Origin of the sequence: Nostoc sp. (genome assembly GCF_036917555.1) — a bacterium.
Classification (GTDB): domain Bacteria; phylum Cyanobacteriota; class Cyanobacteriia; order Cyanobacteriales; family Nostocaceae; genus Nostoc.
Genome location: NZ_JBALDD010000063.1, coordinates 303,934 through 327,814, shown reverse-complemented (window position 1 = coordinate 327,814; position 23,881 = coordinate 303,934). Strand labels below are relative to the sequence as shown.

23 protein-coding genes, 1 tRNA gene and 1 pseudogene are annotated in these 23,881 nt (G+C 39.3%); 10 read left to right on the top strand and 15 right to left on the bottom strand.

Annotated features, from left to right (window positions below):
* The first annotated feature begins 10 nt into the window (after positions 1-10).
* Positions 11-1,198, top strand: coding sequence for a Druantia anti-phage system protein DruA (locus tag V7K60_RS23920; RefSeq protein ID WP_334928985.1), 1,188 nt, complete (start codon positions 11-13; stop codon positions 1,196-1,198).
* 102 nt (positions 1,199-1,300) lie between these two features.
* Here V7K60_RS23920 and V7K60_RS23915 read toward each other — a convergent pair whose 3' ends face one another.
* Genes V7K60_RS23915 through V7K60_RS23895 form a run of 5 tightly spaced genes read right to left on the bottom strand, consistent with a single transcriptional unit; the run spans position 1,301 to position 6,501 of the window.
* Entirely contained in the window at positions 1,301-3,094 is a 1,794-nt protein-coding gene (locus V7K60_RS23915; RefSeq protein WP_334928984.1) for a helicase HerA domain-containing protein, read from the bottom strand.
* Positions 3,095-3,134: 40 nt separating this feature from the next.
* Complete coding sequence (locus V7K60_RS23910) at positions 3,135-4,439, bottom strand: hypothetical protein (protein WP_334928982.1); 1,305 nt, start codon at positions 4,437-4,439, stop codon at positions 3,135-3,137.
* A gap of 3 nt (positions 4,440-4,442) precedes the next feature.
* Positions 4,443-5,120 carry a hypothetical protein gene (locus tag V7K60_RS23905; RefSeq protein ID WP_334928980.1) on the bottom strand — a complete coding sequence of 226 codons (678 nt, stop codon included), beginning with the start codon at positions 5,118-5,120 and terminating at the stop codon, positions 4,443-4,445.
* A 9-nt stretch (positions 5,121-5,129) separates the two neighbouring features.
* A complete protein-coding gene (locus V7K60_RS23900) occupies positions 5,130-6,305 on the bottom strand; it encodes a hypothetical protein (protein ID WP_334928978.1) in 1,176 nt (391 codons plus the stop codon).
* 40 nt (positions 6,306-6,345) lie between these two features.
* Complete coding sequence (locus tag V7K60_RS23895) at positions 6,346-6,501, bottom strand: hypothetical protein (RefSeq protein ID WP_334928976.1); 156 nt, start codon at positions 6,499-6,501, stop codon at positions 6,346-6,348.
* Positions 6,502-6,934: 433 nt separating this feature from the next.
* Between V7K60_RS23895 and V7K60_RS23890 the strand changes: the two genes are divergently transcribed.
* From V7K60_RS23890 to V7K60_RS23880, 3 genes and pseudogenes are all read left to right on the top strand, one after another.
* Positions 6,935-7,204 (top strand): hypothetical protein, encoded by a 270-nt coding sequence (locus V7K60_RS23890; protein WP_334928974.1) that lies wholly within the window; start codon positions 6,935-6,937, stop codon positions 7,202-7,204.
* Positions 7,201-7,659, top strand: coding sequence for a type II toxin-antitoxin system VapC family toxin (locus tag V7K60_RS23885; RefSeq protein ID WP_334928972.1), 459 nt, complete (start codon positions 7,201-7,203; stop codon positions 7,657-7,659). The genes V7K60_RS23890 and V7K60_RS23885 overlap by 4 nt, the downstream gene beginning before the upstream one ends.
* 179 nt (positions 7,660-7,838) lie before the next feature.
* Positions 7,839-8,284, top strand: a pseudogene (locus V7K60_RS23880) (acyl-CoA thioesterase).
* Here V7K60_RS23880 and V7K60_RS23875 read toward each other — a convergent pair.
* Genes V7K60_RS23875 through menA form a run of 3 tightly spaced genes read right to left on the bottom strand, consistent with a single transcriptional unit; the run spans position 8,277 to position 11,555 of the window.
* A complete protein-coding gene (locus V7K60_RS23875; RefSeq protein ID WP_334928968.1) occupies positions 8,277-9,662 on the bottom strand; it encodes a 2-succinylbenzoate--CoA ligase in 1,386 nt (461 codons plus the stop codon). The pseudogene V7K60_RS23880 and the gene V7K60_RS23875 sit on opposite strands and share 8 nt — an antisense overlap.
* Positions 9,647-10,645 (bottom strand): o-succinylbenzoate synthase, encoded by a 999-nt coding sequence (locus V7K60_RS23870; protein WP_334928966.1) that lies wholly within the window; start codon positions 10,643-10,645, stop codon positions 9,647-9,649. Before V7K60_RS23870 ends, V7K60_RS23875 begins: the two co-directional genes overlap by 16 nt.
* Before the next feature lie 13 nt (positions 10,646-10,658).
* Entirely contained in the window at positions 10,659-11,555 is an 897-nt protein-coding gene (gene menA / locus V7K60_RS23865; protein ID WP_334928964.1) for a 2-carboxy-1,4-naphthoquinone phytyltransferase, read from the bottom strand.
* Positions 11,556-11,865: 310 nt separating this feature from the next.
* On the opposite strand from menA, the gene V7K60_RS23860 reads away from it, so the two are divergent.
* The gene (locus V7K60_RS23860) at positions 11,866-13,281 is read left to right on the top strand and encodes an isochorismate synthase (RefSeq protein WP_334928962.1); all 1,416 of its coding nucleotides are present in this window, start codon (positions 11,866-11,868) and stop codon (positions 13,279-13,281) included.
* Positions 13,282-13,324: 43 nt separating this feature from the next.
* On the opposite strand, the gene V7K60_RS23855 is transcribed toward V7K60_RS23860, so the two are convergent.
* Positions 13,325-14,275 (bottom strand): L-lactate dehydrogenase, encoded by a 951-nt coding sequence (locus tag V7K60_RS23855; RefSeq protein WP_334928960.1) that lies wholly within the window; start codon positions 14,273-14,275, stop codon positions 13,325-13,327.
* A gap of 384 nt (positions 14,276-14,659) precedes the next feature.
* On the opposite strand from V7K60_RS23855, the gene V7K60_RS23850 reads away from it, so the two are divergent.
* A complete protein-coding gene (locus V7K60_RS23850; RefSeq protein WP_334928958.1) occupies positions 14,660-15,169 on the top strand; it encodes a GNAT family N-acetyltransferase in 510 nt (169 codons plus the stop codon).
* Positions 15,170-15,232: 63 nt separating this feature from the next.
* Here V7K60_RS23850 and V7K60_RS23845 read toward each other — a convergent pair whose 3' ends face one another.
* On the bottom strand, positions 15,233-16,540 hold the full coding sequence (locus V7K60_RS23845; RefSeq protein WP_334928956.1) for a glutamate-5-semialdehyde dehydrogenase: 1,308 nt from the start codon (positions 16,538-16,540) through the stop codon (positions 15,233-15,235).
* Between the two features lie 407 nt (positions 16,541-16,947).
* Here V7K60_RS23845 and V7K60_RS23840 point away from each other — a divergent pair, with 407 nt between their 5' ends.
* The 3 genes from V7K60_RS23840 to V7K60_RS23830 all read left to right on the top strand — a co-directional run bounded on the left by V7K60_RS23840 (position 16,948) and on the right by V7K60_RS23830 (position 20,580).
* A complete protein-coding gene (locus V7K60_RS23840) occupies positions 16,948-18,936 on the top strand; it encodes a zinc metalloprotease HtpX (protein WP_334928954.1) in 1,989 nt (662 codons plus the stop codon).
* Positions 18,937-19,280: 344 nt separating this feature from the next.
* Entirely contained in the window at positions 19,281-20,471 is a 1,191-nt protein-coding gene (locus tag V7K60_RS23835) for a transporter substrate-binding domain-containing protein (RefSeq protein WP_334928952.1), read from the top strand.
* On the top strand, positions 20,455-20,580 hold the full coding sequence (locus V7K60_RS23830) for a hypothetical protein (RefSeq protein ID WP_334928950.1): 126 nt from the start codon (positions 20,455-20,457) through the stop codon (positions 20,578-20,580). The genes V7K60_RS23835 and V7K60_RS23830 overlap by 17 nt, the downstream gene beginning before the upstream one ends.
* On the opposite strand, the gene mazG is transcribed toward V7K60_RS23830, so the two are convergent.
* Complete coding sequence (gene mazG / locus V7K60_RS23825; RefSeq protein WP_334928949.1) at positions 20,581-21,405, bottom strand: nucleoside triphosphate pyrophosphohydrolase; 825 nt, start codon at positions 21,403-21,405, stop codon at positions 20,581-20,583.
* A gap of 41 nt (positions 21,406-21,446) precedes the next feature.
* Positions 21,447-22,034 carry a metal-binding protein gene (locus V7K60_RS23820; protein WP_334928947.1) on the bottom strand — a complete coding sequence of 196 codons (588 nt, stop codon included), beginning with the start codon at positions 22,032-22,034 and terminating at the stop codon, positions 21,447-21,449.
* Between the two features lie 118 nt (positions 22,035-22,152).
* Here V7K60_RS23820 and V7K60_RS23815 point away from each other — a divergent pair.
* Positions 22,153-22,225: transfer RNA gene (locus tag V7K60_RS23815), tRNA-Val, on the top strand.
* A gap of 15 nt (positions 22,226-22,240) precedes the next feature.
* Here the strand turns inward: V7K60_RS23815 and V7K60_RS23810 are convergent.
* From V7K60_RS23810 to V7K60_RS23800, 3 genes are all read right to left on the bottom strand, one after another.
* Positions 22,241-22,702, bottom strand: a complete 462-nt coding sequence (locus V7K60_RS23810; RefSeq protein ID WP_334928945.1) for a PIN domain-containing protein — start codon at positions 22,700-22,702, stop codon at positions 22,241-22,243.
* Between the two features lie 5 nt (positions 22,703-22,707).
* Positions 22,708-22,920 (bottom strand): hypothetical protein, encoded by a 213-nt coding sequence (locus V7K60_RS23805; RefSeq protein ID WP_334928944.1) that lies wholly within the window; start codon positions 22,918-22,920, stop codon positions 22,708-22,710.
* 145 nt (positions 22,921-23,065) lie between these two features.
* A complete protein-coding gene (locus V7K60_RS23800) occupies positions 23,066-23,809 on the bottom strand; it encodes an alpha/beta hydrolase (RefSeq protein ID WP_334928942.1) in 744 nt (247 codons plus the stop codon).
* Positions 23,810-23,881: the final 72 nt, after the last annotated feature.

Sequence of the window (23,881 nt, the reverse complement as noted above, 5' to 3'; positions counted from 1 at the left end):
GGATAAATAAATGAATTTACCTTGTGTTGAATCTATGCAGGAGAGTAAATTTTCTCCTCTTGTATATGAGAAAGACCTAGTGAAAGAGGCGGAAGAGCTAATGAATGAGATTCATGCTATGCGTCGTAATTTGATACGGCTTGTAGATACTAATCCAAAATCTGATTATCGGAATGCACATTCATCTTCACGCCTTATAACTCTTGGTAAACATAAGAAATGGCTTGATAAAAACTGGCCAAAATACAGTAATGTTTTTGCTGAACCAAAAGAAGTCTTTCCTGAAGCTATTCAACCGAGGTTAGAATTAGTAACAAAACAAGCACAAAGAGATATTTTTCGTATTGCTCGTTTATCTTGGAGTCTGCCATATAGTATGGGTTACGGTAGACGACTCAATTATTTGATATGGGATGATTCCAACCACAAACTAATGGGTATTCTTGGTTTACAATCACCACCAATCGGTTTTTCAGCACGAGATACAACGTTTAATATCCCTAGAGAGCGGAAACCTGAAATAGTTAATCAGACTATGGATGCTTATTCGGTAGGTGCAGTACCACCTTACAGTGATTTACTTGGAGGTAAGCTTGCTGTTTTGGCTGCCGCATCAAAGGACGTGCGTCAAGACTATGAACAACGTTATGAAGGACGAATAACTGAAATGGAAAAAAGAGTGTTACCTGCTTATTTAATAGCAGTGACTACACTAAGTGCATTTGGGCGTAGTTCTTTGTATAACCGAGTAAGTAAGGGAAAGAAAGGCAAGCAAAACTTATGGGCTACAGCCTCTCTGGGAAATTGTAAGGGTTGGGGTACTTTTTACTTCAATGATGATCTTTACCAAAAAATAAAAATTTTTCATCAAAAGTTATTTCCGGACAAACCAGTTAGAGGATTTGGTACAGGCCCAAAAGTTAAACAACTAGTTATTAGCCATGTACTTAGACAATTGTGTTTACCTCAAACTTATCTTAAGCATGATATAAAAAGAGAAGTATTTATTATATCTCACACAGACAATTTAAAAGATATTCTTGCAGGAAAAGAAGAAACTCCAATATACAATGATCAACCTTTTCAGGAATTAGCAGAATTTTGGAAAGGACGGTATTGTCTACCACGTGCTAATAACCGATGCTCATGTTCTATAGATGGAAAACAGACTATTGCAAAAGCTTTAGAGTTATTCTAAAAACCAGATTTACCACCCCTAGTTATTCAAAAAGTATAGGGGTGGATTGAGTAATTTCCAATTCAAACATCTCAAGGCTAAGTCACATTGAGCCGTAATATCCTAAATATAATTCTCAATTTGAACTGACACTACTTTTTTTGGTGAACCATAAGCCAGAACACCTCCACCAAGTGGGGCAGATGCTAAATCATTGCGATAACCTGAAAGAATTGGGCAAGCATCTGCCAGATGGTGAAAGTCGTTTGCATGTTCTAATGGTAGAACTAGAAAACCGTCAAATTGACCTAATAATTCTTTCTGAATAGCTTGAGGACGTTGGGTAATCGCGAGTAATCCAATTTGATAGCTGCGTCCGGTAAAAGCTATCTTAGCAAAAATTGATTCTGGGTCTGCTACCTTATCTTTTGATAAAAGGTATTGTGCTTCTTCAACGGCAACTACCACTGGAATTATCTGCTTGCGTTGCTCTTCGCTTCCACTCGCTAATGCCTGATTGTGACGAAATATGTGATAGAGAAGAATCACCGTTAGCATTTCACGCTGGTGATCTTCAAGATGATTTTTATCAACAATTACAGTGCAACCTTCACGCAAATATTGAAGTAACTTACCTGTGCAGTCACCCTGAGTTGCATTTTTAGTCATAAATGGCATCTTCAAAAGACGCTGTGCTGCACGACGAATATAAGATAAGCGATCACGCAGACCTTTATCAATATCTGATTCTTCGAGTTCTTCTTGTAGTCCTTGATTCAAAGATTGTGACTTCTGCTTACTTTCCTTGTTAGCCCTAGCTTTTTTCTTCCCTGCTTCGCTGTAGAACATGGGGCCATACTTTTTACCCCATACAACTGTATCTGGCATACCATACTGATCTACAGCTAACAGATCAACAAAAAACTCACATGGGTTTCTGTTAGTATCTTCTATTAATCGCACGACATTAGTTTGAGCTTCTGTTAAATTAGACAAGTCACAAAAAACTGATAGTGAAAGAGTTTCTAAGGGTAATTTAAGTTTTAGAATATCTCTAACTCTCTGTTTATGGTTTTGATATTCACTAGGATTACAAGTCAAAATAATAAGTTTTTCTTTAGCTATCTCCCTCAACTTATTGACCAATCCTGGTACAGTTTCCCCTGCTTGATTATATGTATCAAAGGGATACTCCATTTTAAAATCATCTACCAAAAAGCCTACTTTGCGGTTATCTGTTTTATCATTATATGAATTCATCAAACGCAGATGACCATCTAACAGTTGGCGCATTGCTGTAGACTTACCTTTACCAGTTTGACCAACTATTAAAAATCTCTTCCCAGCTAAATCTACTGTAGAAAAATGTACGGGAACATCTTGTCTTTTATTTCTACCCACACGTAGAGAACCAATATTTATACCAATTTGCCATTCACTTGCCATTAGCTTTTCAGTATTACCGCTAGCTTTAATAGCTGTTGTAGTGTACTTACTAGGGCGGTATCCTTGTTCAGTAATCTCTCCACTGCGGATTTCTCCCAAGAGATTACATATAGCAAGGTTTTTGCACAAAGCCCGAAAAGTGGGACTATCAATTTCTTTATCTGGACGACGGCGAAGTAAATCCAGCATCTCAGCGTGTTCCTCTTTGTGAGGATAGGCATACCCAATATCTGCAATCATCAGTAAATAATTGCGTTGTGTGCGAGAATCTCTAGCTTCTAGTAAATCTCCAACACGAGCATCAAAGTTAGTATCTAATTCTATTAAGTAGAGTTTCTGCTCTCCCTCAATTTTTGTATCAATTACAAAATTTATTTGTTTTGGCTCTGGTATATGGCGATCTGGAAAGAGTTCTGCAATTGCATTAATTTCTTCCAATGATTGAACAGAATTAGAATTTGAGTTATTCATAATTGCTGAATTTGTGAGTTTTTGCAATTAATAAAGCTGGTTAAATATGATGACTTTTATGTGGATTATCCACAAAATCATTACCTTCAAGTTCTTCAGTTATTTTATTAGAGTAAGCAAATAGCTCCTTATATTGCTCACGTAGTAATTTCATTTTTTGATTAGTAAGAACAATCTCACGATGAGCCTTACCTAATAAATTTGGATATCCAAAATGACCTACTTCTCGTTCACATAACTCAAGTATTTCTTGAATAGTGGGTTCAACTAAATCTTCAATATCTCGCGTTTCATTAATTTTGAGGTCAGTTACCCAGATATGTTTCGTACCTTTTAGTGTATCGTGCGTTGCTTCTTCTAGTTTTTCAATATGCCATGTTCGTAAGTCTATTGGCTCTCTATCTATAATTGGTGTTTTGTAATTGTAGAGATCGTATAAATTAAATTCAAGAATTACAAAACTTTTAAAATCATCAGGATTAGGGCAGAAAGCTGTCCATAATGCTCCAATACCAGCTAAGTCTGTATGATCTTTGCCGCCAACCATTAAGGTTTTTCTGATAGGGTTTTTTTCGTTCTTTCCGTAAGAATCTTCAATTATATTTTTGGGAATGATGAAATAAAAAGGTTGTTTTGTCCTGTTAGTAGCAATTTCTCTAACAATAGGGAAAAGCTGACCATATAGTAAACCTGATTTAACAACAGCTACAGCACGGATTTGGTTACGCACTGCACGTCTTCCTATTTGATCTACCCAAGAAGCCGATTGCTCAATCTGGCAGTTGAAGCGACCATCTCTAAGCATTAAAGAACCCGGTGGTAGGTGGCGGGTAATAGCGGCTTGCCATGCCAACCATTCTCCTGTAGCACGCTCAATCGCTGCTTGTTGACGTACACCCTTTATTTGTCTCTCTCCAGTAGTTTTAAATATAGGAGGTTCTGTGGGTCTTGCATGAGACAATATTTGTCTCCAAGAATAATAGTCATTGCGAAATTTTTGATTCACTTGTTCATTATGTAGCTCGATTGAAATACGATAATTAACTAAATCACGCTTTGTCCAAGGGCCACTAGAATTAGGGCCACTGCGATGAATTTCTTTATCTGGGCGTCTTACGTCAAACTCTAAAAAAAGAGTAGCCCAAACAGCAACTCCTAACTCAGCAATGCCAGGAAGGGCATACATCTGCTGATCTGAACCATCAAGCGCTCCTATATACTTTGTCTTAGCTAGAAGACGAGGTTGTACAGTTCTATAATTAGGAATTTCGACATCTGGTCTTTGTAAACCTAATTCTATACGCTTTGTATGAGCTACAAGATTGCCTAAACCATCCACATTCACAGCCTAAAACCTCTTCATCAAAGTTTCAGAAATATCAACATAGGCAGGACGATAAACGTAAGTCCAACCCCGTCCTGCTTCATCTCTTGCTGAACCTGCTATTTTCTCTCTATTAATCAATCCTGTATTAAACAGTTCTTGTAAATAAACGCTGAATTTATTGATATATTTTTTAGAATTTTCTTCTCCATGTAGTGCTGCTATTTCACTAGCACTAACTCGACCTTTATCTTTAAGAATGTCTAGTATTTCTACTAGTCTATCTGGAATAATACCCAGTATATGTGGATTTTCTGCAATATCTACTGCCCACAAAATTCTATCTTCCGTCTTGACGGCAGAGGAGGCAGCTTTGAGTCCTTTTAAAGCTTCCGATAAAACTTGAGTGAAAATAACAGGTATCTTAGTTTGCCTTGAAATTTCCAATGCTGCGGACATCAATACGTTAGCAGCTGATGGTGATAAATAGTCCATATTATCCATATTAATAATATGGATAATATGCTTTTTATTCAATTCTAAATGCTTTTTTACAACCTGAATAAGAGAATCTCTCTCTTCAAAAAAATCTTTAGAACCAAGCTTAAACAAAGTTGTATTTTTGCCATCTATGTTAAATTTAGCAATCCAGCTACTTCGTTCTTCTTCTAAAACTTGAAGTAATTTTACTTCACTATTCATAACCATTATTTATACCTCGTCATCTCTAGTTTCTTCACAAAAAAGATGCATCGTAAATAGAATACTGTTCGGCAATAAATCATTACCATTATTTGACTCTGATTCATCCCTACGACTACCTTGTCCCAAGATTTCATATCCTCCTTCAGAATAAAAACATAAATCTATATCTTTATAATTAACTTCTAATACACCGTTATAACGAGGTAGTAAGTTTTCACGAATGTGTTTCATACCCGCTCCACCTCCTCCACGGTTTTGCAATCCTTCTGCAAGACCATAGGCGGTATCTTCTGGAGGCCAATCTTTAATATGATTTATAAGATTAGACCAAAAAATTTCTATTTGTCCAGAACGCCAAACTGCTACGCAAAATAATCCTCCAAATCCATGTTTTACTAAATTTGAAGTTATCTCTGGGATAGCTTGCATCAGTAAATCTGTTTTTAAATGACTACTCAATTTTTGACAAATTTTGTGAGTCCATACACTAAATTGCTCAAAGACTTCTTGTTCACTCAACTCATCAACCCAAAGTATGGGAGTAATATATCGAGACCGGAATTTAGCTATATTAAAATTACTATTCATGTATGGATCTGGCATCCCCAAATTATTCCATAGCTGCTTTACAGCCTTCGTATTTGGTGAAAGAAAATCAAATTTATGGATTGGTTGTTTTCCCGTCTTTTTCCACTCATCATTTGACCAATCATTTAAAGTTTCTTTACATCTCAGCAAATTAAAAAAAGTTGAAATATTAATTAGTCCACCTTTTCCGACTAAATACTGTTCTTCTGGTTCAAAAACTTCTTTATTTCCAGCTACGTAATAATTTGCCAAATCTAAATGTTTAGCATCAAATATTACCTCTAACTCTGGCTTATTATTTAGCAGCCAGAACTGCTTCACATCTCTAATTCCTTGACATACATCGAAAGCAATTTCTATAGGTACAACCACACGTTTAATATTGCTTATATTTGATATAATCTCAACAGATTTATCTAGGTTGGTTGTGTATGTGGATTTTGCTTCTTTTGTAGAAATAGATTTTTTTAATTCAAGCTGTTTATCCAAATATGGTATGTTCATTGCTTGATTGATAAATTCTGGCAAATCAAAAAGTGTTAACTGTCCAGGAAGAATATTGCTTGGCTTAGGTTTAGTAATTTTCCTGCTCATAATAATTCCTCTAGCAAAACAACCTTAAGTGTTAAAAATATTAATCATTAATATAATATTTATCTAAATAAAATGAATTACACATAGCATCTCCATTTGGAGAATATGGATCTATGCAACATTGAAGCTCTGCTATGATGTCTGCTTGGTTACTAACAACGTTTCTAAGGTGATTGATTTCCGCTTCTAGTTCCATGATCAGTTTGTCTTTGGAATCTATGTAAAAGAAGTATTTTTTTTCTGCTTTTCTATACATCAACTTTTTCTAAGTACCAAATATTTAGCATAGTAATTTTTAGTTACAGTAAATATACTGTATAAGGTTACAAGAATTATTGCAGTTACAACATTGTTAAAAGCAAATAAAAGATTAATCATAAATATAATATATTAGTTAAAGCCTAGAATACAATAAAATAGTTCGGTTAACCGAACAAAAAATTCTGGATAACCGAATATATAGCTTTTGAGATAGGTAAGATAGCTCTCAAGAAGTAGTAGCTCAAAGGATGGCTATTAAAATTAGCTGCTTCTTTGCTCACCAATATTATTGGCGAATCGCTCCCTAACCTCCCCCCCTACTGCCATCGTGCTACCATTACCAATAAATTCTTTTGGGAGGTCAATCAATGGCTACCATTCATGCGCTAAACATACCTGATGAGTTATACCAACAACTGCAAGAGTTAGCTAAAGCTGAAAATAACTCAATTGATGCTCAAGTTATTACAATCTTGCAGAACGCTTTGCAGGCAAAAACACAGCCAACAGAAGAGGAAAGGCGAAAAAATGTCCCAAAACTCCTAGAGGAAATTAGTCGCCGTCGCCGCCGCTTGAATCCAGCAGACTTTGGATTACCTGATAGTACTGAACTAATTCGAGAAGACCGCAATAGATGAGCAATCCTCTTAGATGCGTCGTAGATACCAGTGTGTGCATCAAGTATTTTATTGCTGACCCACTAACTGCCAAAGTTAATCAACTCTTCGGTCATCTCGCCAATCCACAAACAGAAATTTTTGTTACAGACCTTTTTTATATTGAGTGTGCTAACACGTTCTGGAAGTATGTCCGTGCAAGGATGTACACTGCTGCTGAGGTTCAGACAGATTTAGCCACTCTAAAAGCTTTTCCGTTGCGTGTTGTTTCAACAGCTGATTTGATGGCGGATGCAGTTACTATAAGCTTGAGTTATGGAACTTCTGCCTACGATGCTTCTTATGTCGCACTTTCACAGCAGGTAGGTGCTACTTTGCTGACTCTCGACGGTAAGCTGGTGAGGGCAATAGCCGCTTCATCTTACAATATCTGCTCGTTTAATGATTTTGACGTTCCACCATTGCCGTTAATATAGAAGCGATCGCCTTTCCTCACCATATATTTAACCCCAAAGCATTGGATGAGGCTAAATATCTCGATACAAACTCAGAATTGGGGAAATTGAATTTTTATCACCGACTTACTTAGTTGCAATAAAATTAGTTTGTAAAGCAGGGTATAAACCTGCTGTTTTTTTATATTCAATTGTCAAAAATGCCTTTTACTTATAACCGCACGGTTCGCTTTCAAGATACTGATGCTGCTGGGGTAGTTTATTTTGCTAACGTTTTGGGTATTTGCCATGAAGCTTATGAAGAATCTTTAGAAGCATCAAGTATTAATCTCAAAGATTTTTTTACTAATCCATCTGTAGCTTTCCCCATTGTTCATGCTAGTGTCGATTTTTTACGTCCTATGTTTGGTGGGGATAAATTGCTAATTAGTTTAATTCCCCAAAAAATAGGTGTTGATAAGTTTGAAATTACTTACGAAATTACAGTGGCTGAGGTGGTAGTTGCAAAGGTTATTACTCGCCATGTTTGTATTGATGCAAGTAGTAGAAGCAAACAGGAATTACCTAATGAGATAGTTCAGTGGTTGGAAACGAACCGCAGAGACGCAGAGGCGCAGAGAGAAGAAAGTCTAGAGAGATTATGTGATGGGATTTTGGAGGAATTCTGTAGCTATTTGCTGTAACTGTTGGCGGTTAATTTTACCTTGAGAGTTACGGGGTAAGTTTTGCTGGGGAATCCAATATTTAGGAATTTTAAATTTGCTGAGTTTGTCTTTGAGTAGAGTTTGGATTTTTAAGGCAGAGGTATCTGATTTTTTGGGAATGTAAATTGCTGTTAAGGCTTGCCCCCAATGTTTATCTGGGATGCCGATGACACAAATATCGGCAACCATTTGAGTTGATTGTATAGCTGATTCAATCTCTGCTGGGTAAATATTTTCTCCCCCTGTAATAATTTTGTCGCTGTTACGTCCAACTATATTTAAATGACCTTGATCGTCTAAAAACCCTAAATCATCTACTTTGAAATCAGTTTGATTTTCTCTCATTATAGGATAGTAACCAAAGGCTAAAGATTTAGCCTGAATAGTGATATTTCCGATTTGATTGGAATTTAAAATCTCGCTTTGCTGATTGCGAATAGTTATTTTTGCATGGGGAAGAATTTGACCACTGCTAATTTTACCGTCGAGAAAATCATCTGGTTTGAGGGTAGCAATTTGAGAGGCGGTTTCTGTCATGCCATAGGTAAGTGCTAACCGGATATGATGAAATCTGGCTTTTTCTAGTAGTTCATTCCATGCTGGCGCACCTCCCAAAAGTACAGTATTAAATTGAGATAACCATTTAGTTAATTCTAGATTTTGCAGGAGGCGTTGTAACTGTGTTGGTACTAAAGATATGAAAAATTCTGATTGTTTAATATTCGATATTGGATCTGTTTCTACAGCTTTAAATGGTTGAATAGCTAGTTTGCCTCCGGTGGTGAAAGAACGCATAAATTGCATTAAACCGCTAACGTGATATAACGGCAATACACAAAAGGAATTGACTTGCTTTAGTTGAAAGTATTCTGTAAATCCTTGTACTGATGCTGTGAGAGTTTCCCAAGTATGGATGGCAAATTTAATCTGTCCCGATGAACCACCTGTAGGAATCATGATGCTATTGGGAATTGGGCATTGGGTATTATTATTCCCAATGCCCAATTCCCATGCCCCATTCCCCATTCCCAAAATAATGTCTGGCTGTACTAAATCAAAGACTTGTTGCCATTCTTGTGTTCCCCAGTCGGGGTTACAAAGAAAAACTGGGCAGTTAGCTGCACAAACAGCAATAAAACTTGCTAGAAACCTCAATGGTTCGCGTTCAGTTAAGATAATTTTTGGTGGTGTTCCACATGCTGATAACTGTGTTAGTTCTAAATATAACTCTTGAGCTATTTGATTAAATTGACGGCTGTTGTAACCAATAAACCAATCATTTTGAGCTAGGTTATTAAGACAGTCTAAAGGTCGTTCCATAAACTTTGAAGCCAGGTTTCTTCTTGTTCAAAAAAATGGTTGATGCCAAAACCAATTGCTCTGTTGTTTTGGGATAATTCCGCCGCTAGCTGGAGTGCTGCTTGTCTTGCGATCGCAGTTTCAAATACTGATGAAAATACAGTATCAATTTGATGTTGGTGACAAAACTTTCTCAGACGAGATGGCGATCCAACTATCCCAGGCTTAATCACAAAAATCCCTCGCCAACCTTGTTGATGACAGGCGACGAGTTGCCTAAGTGTGGCGACAGATTCATCTAAAGCGATCGCAGTTTTATAACTCGTACTCAATTCCAATATCTGCTGAAATTGTTCAACAGGTAGCGGTTGTTCGATAAATTCAATTTCTAGGGGTAGTTCTGCATTTGCCTTGAGATTGTCGCAAGTCCACAGCCATAAGTTCGCTTCTTCATAGCTGAGTCCACCGTTCGCGTCTAATCGCAGTTTGGTAGAGGCTGGTAAAGTGTGTATCAGTGACTCAAAAATTTCTAGTTCATCAGCGATCGCATACACACCAATTTTCCACTTAAACGTGCGATATCCCTGCTGCCACAACGTTTTCCATTGATTTAAAGCCACTTCCCCGGCTGGTAATAAGGCACTGTAGAAGAGTGAAGAGTTAGGAGTTAGGAGTGAGGAGTTAGGAATTATAAAATTATCTCTCCCACTTCTCATCTCCCAGGCTGACTCAAAACCAAATTGACAAGCAGGTAACTCATCTGGAATAGAGAAAATTATCTCGTCTGTGATTTCTCCTGGGAGTCGGCGACAAAAATCTAAGGCTTGTTCTAGGGTTTCAGAACCGAACCAGCAAATGGGGGCGATTTCTCCCCAGCCGAGTTTACCTGATTCATCGGTAAGGCGGAGGATAATACCTTCACGAATATCCCAATTACCATGATTAGTGGTAAGCGATCGCAAAAATCTTCGCTGATATGGACGAAATTTAAATTGATAACGCATCAATTAGTAATCGCTAAAGCATAAATCCCAAGCCGAACAACAAGCAAGCCCAGAAATGCACAGCTACAGCGATGAATTTACAGTTACTAACTTTGTCCGGTTGGTTGTGATTTTCTTGGACGTGGCGGCATAATTTGACAGCAAAGGGTAAACTCACCCAACTTAGCAATGTCCAAGCTGGAGAAATCCCCAATAGCACAAATAGCAAGGTGAGAGGATAAATACTACCAGTAAACCAAACTAGGAGTTGAGCACCTTTTGCTGTTCCTAGACGGACGATAGGCGATCGCTTGCCTGCAGCTATGTCATCCTTAACTTGGTGAAAGTGTGAGCAAAACAAAATTAAGGTTGTGGCAATTCCGACAATTACTGAGGCTGCTAAACTTGTGATTGACCAAGTTTGGGTTTGACTGTAGTATGCTGCCTCCACTGCTAAGGGGCCAAAGGCAAAAAAGCAAATAATCTCGCCTAAACCCTGATATCCTAAGCGAAAGGGAGGCCCTTGGTACGTGTAGCCTAAACCGCAGCACAGCAGTATTATACCGATAACAGTTAGGTCTTGTTGCCAAAAGGCGATCGCTAGTATGCCCAGCAACCCTAAACCTAAACATAAATTTCCTATCCAAAATATTAATGGTTTGTTGCCTGTTAAGTTCACCAGAGAATGGTGTTTATTTTGATCAATACCTGTTTCGGAATCAAAGACATCATTACTGATATTTTCCCAGGCAAGAATTAAGATTGCGGCAGCTACAAAAGTAGAAAATACTACACCATTGAAAATTTTAGTTTCGGCAAATGCTACTGCTGTTCCTACCCAAATGGGCATAATGGCAACGCTATACATTGGCGGTTTAATTGCTGCCATCCATAACTTAGTGTTGGGATATAAAATTTGCTTGGTAGTCATCAGCTGTGATTAATTAGATTACCGGAATATTACTCACACTTGAGATTTTATAATTTAAAGAGACGCTAGATATGGGTGATATACAAACAACTGTCACTTTTACTATGGCTTGTTAACCTTGTGTTGTTAATACTCACCCTCACGTTGCAGTCTCAGGCTGAAACTGGCTTATCATGGTCTGAGAACACCACAAATAAGGCAAACCCTACGCTGGTGAAATAGCAACTTAATATGTTACCTGTAGAAATACGACCACGATTAATTACACTTTAGGAAGTTAACTTAAAAAAAATTTACTATCGTTAAATCCATGACAGTTTCACCATGTCGTAGCAACTTCTTTGTAAAGCACAAAGATTTATATCAATTTCTGCTAGCAGTGCAAGAAAAGTGTGTCAAAAATAATTGCAAACAAATTGTCAGTATCTCTCAAGAAATTAATTTAGTTGATCCTTTACTTGTATTGGATAAAATTACACAAGCAAATGAAATAAATTTTTACTTTGAGGACAGAGTTAAAGGGGAAGCGATCGCAGCAATTGATGCTGTAGCAAAATTACAGATTGATGGCTCAGGCCGTTTTAGTCAAGCAGAATATTTTATCAAATCTTGTCTAAAAAATATAATTAATTTTGGTAACGCAAACCAACCTTTTTCTGGGCCTCACTTTTTTTGTTATTTCAGTTTTTTTGATAAAAACGCCCAAGTAGATTATCCATTTCCATCTGCTACCATTTTTCTTCCACGTTGGCAAGTAGCCGTAAAAAATCAGCGTTGCATATTAGTAACAAATATAATTATCAATCCAAATATAAATATTGAAAGATTGTTGGAGAAAATACAAAATAAAATTGAATTTATCCAAACTTTAGAAAATTACTCTGCTAATATTGATTATTTTCCTACAAAATTATATAAAAAATCTGTCACAAACTCTGCCCAATTTAAACGTTCAGTAGTATCTATTTTGGAACAAATTCGGTCTACCCATTTAAGTAAGATTGTCCTAGCAGATATATTAGATGTAAAATCAAGCAACCACTTTAGCTTAGTTAAATCATTAAATAATCTTAGACAAAATCATCCTAATTGTTATATTTTTTCTACAAGTAATGGCAAAGGACAAAATTTTATTGGTGCAAGTCCCGAAAGATTAATTAGTATTAATAATCAACAATTAATCACTGATGCTTTAGCTGGTTCTGCACCACGAGGTAAAACCCCTGCTGAAGATGCAGCTAATGCCAATCGCTTACTAAATAGTGAAAAAGAAAAGCATGAACATTCCCTAGTGCTTGATTTCATTACACAACGCCTATCCCAGTTAGGTTTATCACCGCAAATATTAGCACCACGGCTGCGACAATTATCTAACATCCAGCATTTATGGACACCAATCAGTGCTGTAGTTCCTACTAACATACATCCATTGAAGATTGTCGCTCAATTGCATCCTACACCAGCCGTTGCTGGTGCAGCACGAGATGTTGCTTGTGCCGAAATTCGTCGTTATGAAAGCTTTGAAAGGGGTTTATATGCTGCGCCTCTGGGTTGGATAGATTCTCAGGGGAACTGCGAGTTTATTGTGGGAATTCGTTCAGCATTGATTGATGGCGATCGCGCGAGATTGTATGCTGGTGCTGGTATCGTGGCTGGCTCCGATCCTGACAAAGAGTTTGCAGAGGTGCAACTTAAACTTCAGGCGTTACTGAAAGCGTTAGTTTAACATTCAAAAAAGGACATTTTTAAATAGACTATTTGAGTTGATTTTAATTATCCAAAGAATTGTAGGCTTCATTCAGTTTGGTGGCTGACTCTTCTAATAAGCGTTGTTCATCAGGATTTCTTGGTAACACCAGTTGGCGCTCAATACCTTGGGAGCTAATGATACATGGAAGTCCAAGAACAACTTCACTGCCAATTCCATAGTTAGAATCTGCTCTGGCCGATACTGGAAATATCTGCTTTTCATCTCGCAAGATGGTATCAACTAACTGACAAACTACTATTGATATGCCATAGCTAGTATTTCCTTTACGTTCAAAAATGTTATAGCCTCGCTTACGGGTTAACTCTGCGTACTCTTCCTGAATTTGTTCCAGCGTTGCTCCTTGTGGTATGGGAAATTTAGTTAACGGAATTCCCCCAATAAATGCACTAGACCAAACGACAAATTCACTGTCTCCATGCTCTCCAATCACATAAACATGAACGTCAAGTTTTGCAACATTCAGTCGATTACCAAGTTGATATCTCAGTCTAGCAGTATCAAGAACGGTTCCTGAACCGAAAATTAGGTTTTCTGCTCTAGTGGAACTGGCGATCGCAATCCGTGTTAGTACATCCACTGGATTGCTAACAATAAGTATGATTGAATTCGGTGCAACTCGATCCAATTCTTTCATCGTCGAACGCATGATCTGTGCATTCTCGTTCAACGTATCTAATCGGGTCTGTCCTTGTTTATGCTGCACCCCAACAGTCACAACAATAATATCAGAATCCGCTAAATCTTCATACTGATTTGATGGTATAATCTCCATGTCTTTAAGTAGGGGAATGGTGTCTTCAATATCCCATGCTTGCCCCTCAGCTTTTGATAAAGTTCGGTCAAAAAGGACGACTGTTACACATTTACCAAGTAGCACTAAATCATTTGCTACATTTGCACCCACATTACCCGCACCAATAATACTGACCTTGGATATTTTGCTACTCATGCCAAATCTATTTTTTTGTAACTGTCCCAATAGGTTAATGTTAACTCCAGAACTAACTTTTTCGAGTCAAGATTCTTGAAGCGATCGCTTCATCTCAAAGATTTAATATGTTGACGCAAAAGAGAATTGATGAGTGTTTTGTGTTCGACACCCTGGAATTTAAACCAAGCTATGATTCTGGATCAATTTGAATTAAGTTCTGTACTTGAGTTCCTGGCAATCTCAACATTGCCTTCTCGAAAAACTCATCGTTTAATAATGGAATATTCAGAATAATCAACGTCGTCATCTGACATCGATTTCAATGCTTCCCAATTAGGATGTGAGATATTGTTCAAATCGTTGGCGCTCATTATGTTTTAGTTTCAGTATCGTAGATGCTTTATGAAAATCGAAGTGATAAAAGCTACTCAACAACAGAAATCAGTGCTGTGTAATTTAATGGAACTATACCAGTATGACCTGAGTAAGATAGAAGCTAAAGATGTAGATACCTGTGGCTTGTTTGGTTATCAATATCTTGATTACTATTGGACAGAACCTGAGCGACATCCATTTCTGGTTAAAGTTGACGAGAAACTGGCAGGGTTTGTACTTATTAATCAGCACACCTATCTTTATCAAGATAACAATACTATGTCTATTGCTGAGTTCTTTATCCTCAAGAAATATCGAAGTCAGGGCATTGGGGAAGAGGTAGCCACTCACATTTTCAACCAGTTTCCTGGCAGTTGGGAGGTACGGCAGACTGCTTTGAACTTAGGCGCACAAGCTTTTTGGAGTAAGGTAATTAGTCAATACACTAATGGAGCTTTTAACGAGGTTTTCTTAAATGATCATCGATGGCATGGCCCAATTAAAACTTTTGATAACTCAAATAAACTATTAACATAAAAAATACACCGATTTATCCGGTGTATTTCTAGCGTTACTAGAGCATATACTTTTGATGATGTTTTACACTAAATCTTGATGAGTAAATGCTTTAGCATTCGCCCCAGTGTAAGTAGCTACAATATGACCATCGCCAGTCATTTGATATTTGTATGTCACCAATCCTTCTAAGCCAACAGGACCGCGGGGTGGCATTTGTTGAGTGCTAACTCCAACTTCTGCACCGAAACCATAGCGGAAGCCATCAGAAAAACGGGTGGAACAGTTGTGAAATATATTGGCTGAATTCACAAGTCCAAAGAAACTTTCTACAGCCGCAGAATCTTCAGAGATAATCGCATCAGTATGCCGGGAACCATATTCGTTAATATGACCGATCGCATCTTCTATAGAGTCTACAATCTTTATCGACAAAATAAAATCGTTATATTCAGTTTTCCAATCGATTTCTGTTGCAGTTTTTATATTAGGTAAAATTTCCAAGGTGTGTTTGTCACCTCTTAATTCCACATGGCGTTCTTGCAAAGCCTCAGCAACTTTCGGTAAAAATTCTGTAGCAATTGATTGGTGAATTAGCAAAGTTTCAATTGCATTACAAACAGCAGCATATTGCGCTTTTGCATCGACGGTAATTGGAACTGCTTTATAAATATCGGCGGCTTTATCTATATAAAGATGACAAATTCCGTCGGCGTGACCTAGTACCGGAATGCGCGTATTTTCCTGGACAAATCTGACAAAGGAATAAGAACCTCTAGGAATAATTAAATCTACATATTTATCTAACTTCAAAAGTTCTAGAGTTTCTTCTCTAGTTGTGAGCAAGTGTACCGCATCTGGGTTAACAGCAGTTTGTGATAATCCCTGTTTAATTGCCTTAACTATCGCTTCACAAGAACGCACTGCTTCCTTTCCGCATTTGAGGATTACACCATTTCCCGATTTGATTGCTAAAGAAACAATTTGAATCGCCGCCTCTGGACGTGCTTCAAAAATAATTCCCAAAACACCTAAAGGACAAGTAATTCGTTTAAGAGTCAAACCAGTGTCTAATTCGCGGTGAATTTGCACTTTACCAATTGGATCGGCTAGCTTACCAACATCTCGTACCCCAGCGATCGCATCTCTTAATTTATGTTCATCCAACTGCAAGCGCTTATAAAGTGGTTGGGAAATTCCTTCAGCAGTCGCAGCTTTACAATCAGCAACATTTGCTTGTAAAATTTCATCTTTAGCTGATTCTAAAGCTTCAGCGATCGCAACAAGTGCTTGATTTTTTGCCTCAGTGGAGAGAATTGCTAGTTTACTTGCTGCTTGGCGGGTTTGTCCTGCGATCGCAATTAGGGGAGAAGCAATATCAAAAATAGTCATAGTACAAATCCTTACCTTTTCCTCATCTTATCAATCTCAGGTTATGTTCATCATTCGTCTTCCTCCAATCGGGTGAACCATTTGGGTAATCAATAATTACTCTAATCGGGTGAAGCAAGACTGGTTCAAAACATTTATTCTCTGAATATCAAACACAGACAAAGAGGTAGTAAGTTTACAGCGTCAAAAATATTGTAAGTATTATTACAGGTTTTATTTGAAAATCTTAAACATGATTTATGCGTTCCCCAGGCTAGAGAGACATAGTAATGTATGTTTCTCTAGTCTTTTACTTAAGTAAAGATTTTATACTGTCATTATTTAAATTTTTACGAAATTGCAGTGACGATCGCTGGATCTATTGAGTATTGATAGATCAAATACCACTCCTTCAGTAGGGAGATCCTATGTCATTGCAATCTGCATTAGATGCCTTAAAAGAAAAACGTTATCAAGAAGCGGTTAAATTACTCGAACAATTCTGCCGCGATTCTGTTAAACACGATTCCTCAGATTATCTTTCAGCACAGATGTGGCTGATGAAAGCTTATCAAGCCACAGGCGAAACCGAAAAAGCCAAGGCCCTGTGTCAAAAGTTAATCATGAGTGAAAACCCACAGGCTCGCAGTTGGGCAGAACAAGCCAGTCAATCTTTTCGTCAAACGCCATCTAACGTTAGCCAAAAAGCTGGTCGTGCCGCTACGACTGGGATGAAATTAGCGATGGGGGGAGTGGGTGGTAGTTTGGCGTTAGCTTCTAGTGTCACCATGACCTTGCTGTTTGGCATGGTGTTGGCTTTAAGTTTAAGCTTAGTTTTTATTTTGGGTAGCGACAATCCACTCCAAGGATTAGCGATCGCTATTGGTATTACCTTAACTTTTAATATCGCCGCCTTTTTCATATCTCCATTCATCATGGACTTAACTCAAGGCTGGCTTTACCAAACTCGCTGGGTAGAGTTGGCAGAAGTTGAAACCCTCAGTCCAGAGACAGCTAAAGTTATTCGCCAAGTCTGTGAGCAGAAAAAGCTGAAAACGCCGCGTTTGGGAATCATTAACGACCAAAACCCCACAGCTTTTACTTATGGCTCATTGCCGAACAGTGCCCGTTTAGTCGTCAGTCAGGGACTTTTTACATATCTAGATGATGATGAAATTGCTACCGTTTATGCCCACGAACTGGGGCACATCGTCCACTGGGACTTTGCAGTGATGACAGTAGCTTCTACCTTAGTGCAAATTTGTTACTTAATTTACAGCACAGCCAGAAGATTTGGGCGTGGCGGTGGCGATAGCAAAATCAAAGATGCGATGCAAACTGCTGCCCTAGTTGCTTACGTGTTTTATGTCGTCGGTACTTATCTAGTGCTGTACCTCTCCCGCACACGAGAATACTTTGCTGACCACTTTGCAGCTGAAAGTACAGGTAATCCCAATGGATTATCCCGCGCTTTGGTAAAGATTGCTTATGGAATTTTAGAAGAAGGTTCGCGGACACAAGAACCCAGCCGTTTAATTGAAGGAACTCGCGCCTTGGGTATCTATGACCATAAAGCCGCTGCTTCCACAGGAACCGCCTACCGCATTGCATCCGATACCCAAAAAGTTGGTCGCGTCTTTCTGTGGGATATGTTTAACCCTTGGGGCTGGTGGATGGAGTTAAATTCCACTCACCCATTGACAGGTAAACGAGTTCGTGCGTTAAGTACATACGCCGAACAATTGGGTTTACCGACTGAGTTTGATATGGGGCGAGTTATTGGAGAAGGAAAAACTCTTAATAAAAGTAGGCTTTACGGCAACTTCTTTTTAGATGTTGTATTGTACGGTGCTGAAACAATTGGTTTCTTAGTTGGCTTGGTAATGGGTGTGATTCTGTGGTCAAGTTCCCCAAACACAGGTTTGGTATTGGGTGCGCCACTAATTGGCTTAGGGATCGGAATTCTCGTCAAAGCCTTGGTAATGTTCCCTGACTACAAGCAAGCACCAGAAACCGATATTCTCACCCTGATGTCAGACCCTTATGCCAGCCCGTTGCGTGGACAACCTGCAAAACTGGAAGGTCAACTTATTGGTCGTGGCGACGCTGGTTATAAATTTGGTTCCGATTTAAAAATTCAAGATCGTAGCGGAATGCTTTATCTGCATTACACCTCACGCTTTGGCCCCATCGGCAATTTCCTGTTTGGGATGAAGCGAGTCCAAAGCTTGATTGGTGAACAAGTTGGGGCTGTGGGTTGGTTCCGTCGAGGTGTTGCGCCTTGGATGGATCTGATTCAACTCCAGAGTGAAAATGGCACCATTGTCAACAGTTATCATCGCTTCTGGTCATTCATCCTTGGCGGTGGATCGATTATCCTGGGAGTGGTCTTGACTATGTTTTTGAGCCGCAGCTAGCTGAGTTTCTAGGCTGCTGTCAAAGCATTTCTCAGTCCATCCAAGCTTTAATTTGTCAGGAGGTAGTTAGTAACTGCCTCCTTTTTTTATTGAAGGAGGCAGAGGGCAGGACAATACAGCGTTCGCATTTGTTACTTCGGGGTTCGCATTTGTTGATTCGGCGTTCGCATTTGTTATTTCGGGGTTCGCATTTGTTGATTCGGCGTTCGCATTTGTTGATTCGGCGTTCGCAGATTTTACGGGAGCTTACTTATGCGTTAAACTTGGTTTTTGGCAACTTTTGATGATCTTGGTTGGGGTGGGCATGATAAATAGATTATGCACACAACCCTAACAGAATTCTAATGATCAATGCGATCGCTAGTAGATTTCGCCAACTTATGGCTGGAAAAAACAGCTCAATTGGCAGATATGACCCGAAAAACAAAACTAAGCGTTCCTTAGCACTGTATACCTGCATAGGATTAATAGGTGGGATTCTGGCATTATTGTTAATGACATCCCTAGGACTGGCCCAAAAACCACAACTCCAACAACCGTTATTAGTAGCTACACGAGTTATACCCCCTTTTGTGCTACCAGACAAAGGTGAGCTATCGGGATTCAGTATCGACCTCTGGCGCAGCATCGCCAACCAAATAGGTGTAGAGTCTAAATTTATTGAATATTCCTCTGTGCCGGAACTGCTTTCTGCTATTAAGGAGGGCAAAGCCAACTTGGGGATTTCAGCTATCTCGATTACAGCCGAACGTGAGCAGAATTTTGATTTCTCATTACCTATTTTTGCTGGGGGGCTGCAAATTATGGTACGAAATCCAGAGAAGAACGACAGTGCCTTCCCAAATATTTTGCAATTGTTTTTCTCTGCTACCCTCTTGAAGGTAATAGGCATTGCCCTAATGTTAATTGTCGTAGCAGCCCACATTATTTGGTTATCTGAGCGTCATCATAAAGATGGGATGATTCCCCAATCATACTTTCCTGGCATTTTCAAAGCTTGTTGGTGGGCAGCTGCCACATTAGCAACCCAAGCTGATGAAATGCCCAAGGGAGTAATGGGACGCCTAGTAGGTATTGTCTGGATGTTCATTGGAGTACTTTTTGTCGCCTACTTTACAGCCAGCGCTACTACCTCATTGACAGTACAACAGCTTCAGGGCGATATCAGAAGTATAGACGATTTACCCGGCAAGGTAGTGGCCACGACTGCGGGTAGCACAGCAGCCATATACTTGCGAGAAAATAATATTTCAGTTTTAGAAGTTAGCAAAATTGAGCAAGCTTACAATGCTTTGCAAACAAAAAAAGCTGATGCTGTGGTGTTTGATGCACCTGTACTCCTCTTCTATGCTGCCCATGAAGGCAAAGGGAAGGTACAGGTTGTTGGCAGTATCTTGCGTGAAGAAAGCTACGGCATCATTCTGCCTAACAACAGTCCCTACCGTAAACCAATTAATCTGGCCTTGCTGAGTCTCAAAGAAGATGGTACTTATCAATCGCTATATGATAAGTGGTTCGATGCTAAAGAATCTTGAACAAGGGAGTGGGGAATGGGGGAATGGGGGAGATGACGGAGATGAGGGAGATGACGGAGATGAGGAAGACAAGAAGAATAACCAATGCCCCATGCCCAATGCCCAATGACTAATGCCCACTCCCTTCTTTAGCAAGTTGAGCTTTTGCCTGTTGCCAAAGAGTTTCTAACTCATTCAAACTGTAATCAGAAAGGGGACGGTCAACAACTGCCTCCATTTTTTCTAATCGCTGGACAAATCGTTGATTTGTGCCTTGCAAAGCGGCGCTGGGGTCAAGATTATGCCAACGGGCTAGCTGAATCACCGCAAACAGTAAATCGCCTAATTCTGCTTGTTGTCGTTCGGGTGTTTCTTCAGCTAAAGCCTGCTGAAACTCTCCTAACTCTTCATGAAACTTATCCCAAACGCCCTGAATATTTTCCCATTCAAACCCGATCGCCGCAGCCTTTTGAGAAATCTTCATCGCCGCCGTCAGTGGGGGAAGAGTACGTCCATAACGAGCGAGTTTAGCACTAAATTTTTGCGCGTCTGGAGATGCTTCGCCCTTTTCCGCAGCTTTGATTTGTTCCCAATTTTGTCGCACCTCATCCACACTAGCAACAGACACATCACCAAACACATGAGGATGACGGCGAATCAACTTTTGGGAAATCCCCTGAGTTATTTCCTTGAGAGAAAATTGCCCCGATTCGCTAGCGATTTGGGCTTGTAATACCACCTGTAATAATAAATCGCCTAACTCCTCTACGATCGCACCCTTATCCCCACCCTTAATCGCATCCACCACCTCATAAGCTTCCTCAATCACAAAGGGCGTCAAAGTTTCCGCAGTTTGAGCCAAATCCCAAGGACAACCACCATCAGGCTCACGCAACTTCGCCACCACCTCAATTAACTCCTGCAACGCCGCCAAACTCTCATTTTTATCTTCCATACCTCTGCACTTCCCTTAGCGTTCCTTTGCGTTAAAAAAAATTATTTCTTCACTCTCGCCCGACGACTACCACCCCTCACTTTCCGCTTCTTAATTTTGCCACTAGGAAGCAACCCCCGAACCCCCTGCTTTTTAAAACGCTTATAAGCCGAACCACCCCAATCGCTAAGAGAATGACTCATTGCACCGAGTTCCAACCCCAAAAACAGAGCGATATATTCAGTATCGTAATCCACGAGCGATCGCCCCACAGTTTGTCCCAAATCCTGCCAACTAAAACTCAGATTCCACAACCTTTGAGCGATCGCCAAAATGAAAATTGCCAAAATAGCAAGCAAACACCCCAGATAAAGTATCCGCCCAATCGTGCCAATAATCGGCCCGTGGGATAAAAAAGAACGATGTCGAAGACTTTTTTGATAAGGTAGCCAAATCCAGCGCAAGAAACCCCAACGTTGGAATTGCACAGAGTAAATATCCAAATCGGGGCCAAACATCAGCCCACCAAAGAGAAACCCGCCTGCAACCAACAAAGTCGCATTGCTACTGCGACTCTGCCAAAAAGTAACGCCCACCACGAATGGCAGAGCATACATAGTAATGCGATCGTGCGTCCGACCAGAGGGCATCCTAAATCTTGAGTGCTGAGTAACTGAATACTGAGTCAGTATAAGAGAAAAAAAGATTTTCTTAAAACTACTAGCGCAATGCGAAATGTTTTGCTATATTAGTTAAGGATTGTCAAACGGGCGGTTAGCTCAGTTGGTAGAGCGCCTGCCTTACAAGCAGGATGTCATCAGTTCGAGTCTGGTACTGCCCATTCAGTAAATTAAGGCTAGAGACGGCTTAGACGCGGTTTCTGGTCTTTTTTAAATCGATTCACAATCTCCAATTGACCAGCGACTACTAACCCATCTTGCATATCTTCAGAATAGAGAATACTTGCTATTGCGGATAGCGCACAAGAAATAATTAGACTATCCCAAAAAGAAAAATTATATCGACTGCGGATATCTGATGCAGATTCAAAAACAGTCAGATTTAACTCTACCACAGTACAGCGGCGATAAAGCGACTGAATCACAGCTTTAATTTGCCCTTCGTTAAAGGCTGCTTTTTTGAGCAAATTGGCAGCAACCTCATTCCCAACCTGTGTACTAATGATGATTCCTTCAGCTTCTGTAATTGCAATAGCAATATTACGCTTTCTTGTTCTTTTTACAACCTCCATCTTGTTATCGTCAAATAAACGATAAAGCCAAACATTTGTATTAATAAAAGATGTACCAGAACTCATAATTATCAGTTATAAATTTCCTCACGGCTGAATACACCATCCACTTGAACAGGATTTTCTGTTAATTCATCAATTATGTCTCTTTTCTTAGATGATTTTTTCGTCACCAAAACGATTACTTTAATATCATCTCCTTCACCAAGCTCTTGTTTGTACTCATCAGGAATCTGAATTAAACCATTTTGAATTTTTGCTTGAAACTCAACCGCATTTAGCATCTTTAACCTCTTTTATATTTATGGGGCTTCATCTATTATGAGCGATTGCACCAGTAAGATATTCCACATTTTTATAAGATTCGTCAAAAATGCAGCAGTTGGAAAATAAGTTTGCTATGGCAACAATTGAGCCAAACTCAAACAATTAATCACTAGTTAATACAGAGGCCAGAAGGTCAGGATGAGACAGATGTGGGCAATGTCCAGAAACTAGCTCAATGGCATCGACTCCTAAACGCTTGCGTGCAGCGTAGTGTGACCATGTAGGAGACAATATTCGGTCATTGGTACAAACAATATATTTACGCTCAACATTTGGCAAAGCTTTTAGAGGATTGGTTTCAAATATATATGCCATAGATTGTTGCGAACGACTTTTCGAGATTGCCCACTGTGCTACATCTGGTTGACAATCATGAAAGAAAAAATCCCTTAATACTGCTTTGTCTGAATAATCTTTCCCTACGGAAGCTGGTTCAAACATATCAGGTTCATCGTAGAACTGTTCGAGTATACTTGGGTCTTTGGGCTGGTAATTGAATGATTTGAGCGTATCAGAATCAAGACGATGAGAAAATTGGTCGAGTGTACTAATTCCGGGATATGGAAGTAGCGCAGCCACAAACACTAGTTGACGCACTTTTACCGCTTCTGCAACCAAGGGAATTATCGTACCAGCCATTGAGTGACCGACTAGCACAATATCATCATCAGTTTTTGGCAGCGCTTGAATTACTACATCCGCAAATTCGGACAAAGTAGCAGATGCATTTTCAATTGGTAAATCCATTGCTACAGTTTTGTGACCTTGTGCTTCTAAGTAGGGAATTAGCAAATCCCAACACCAGGTGGCTTGGAAGGCACCGTGAACTAGACAATATAGACTCATATCAATTGAATAATGGTAATTGTGGACGAGTTTTTTAACTTCTCTTATTTTTTAGCAAATTTTAAACCTTGA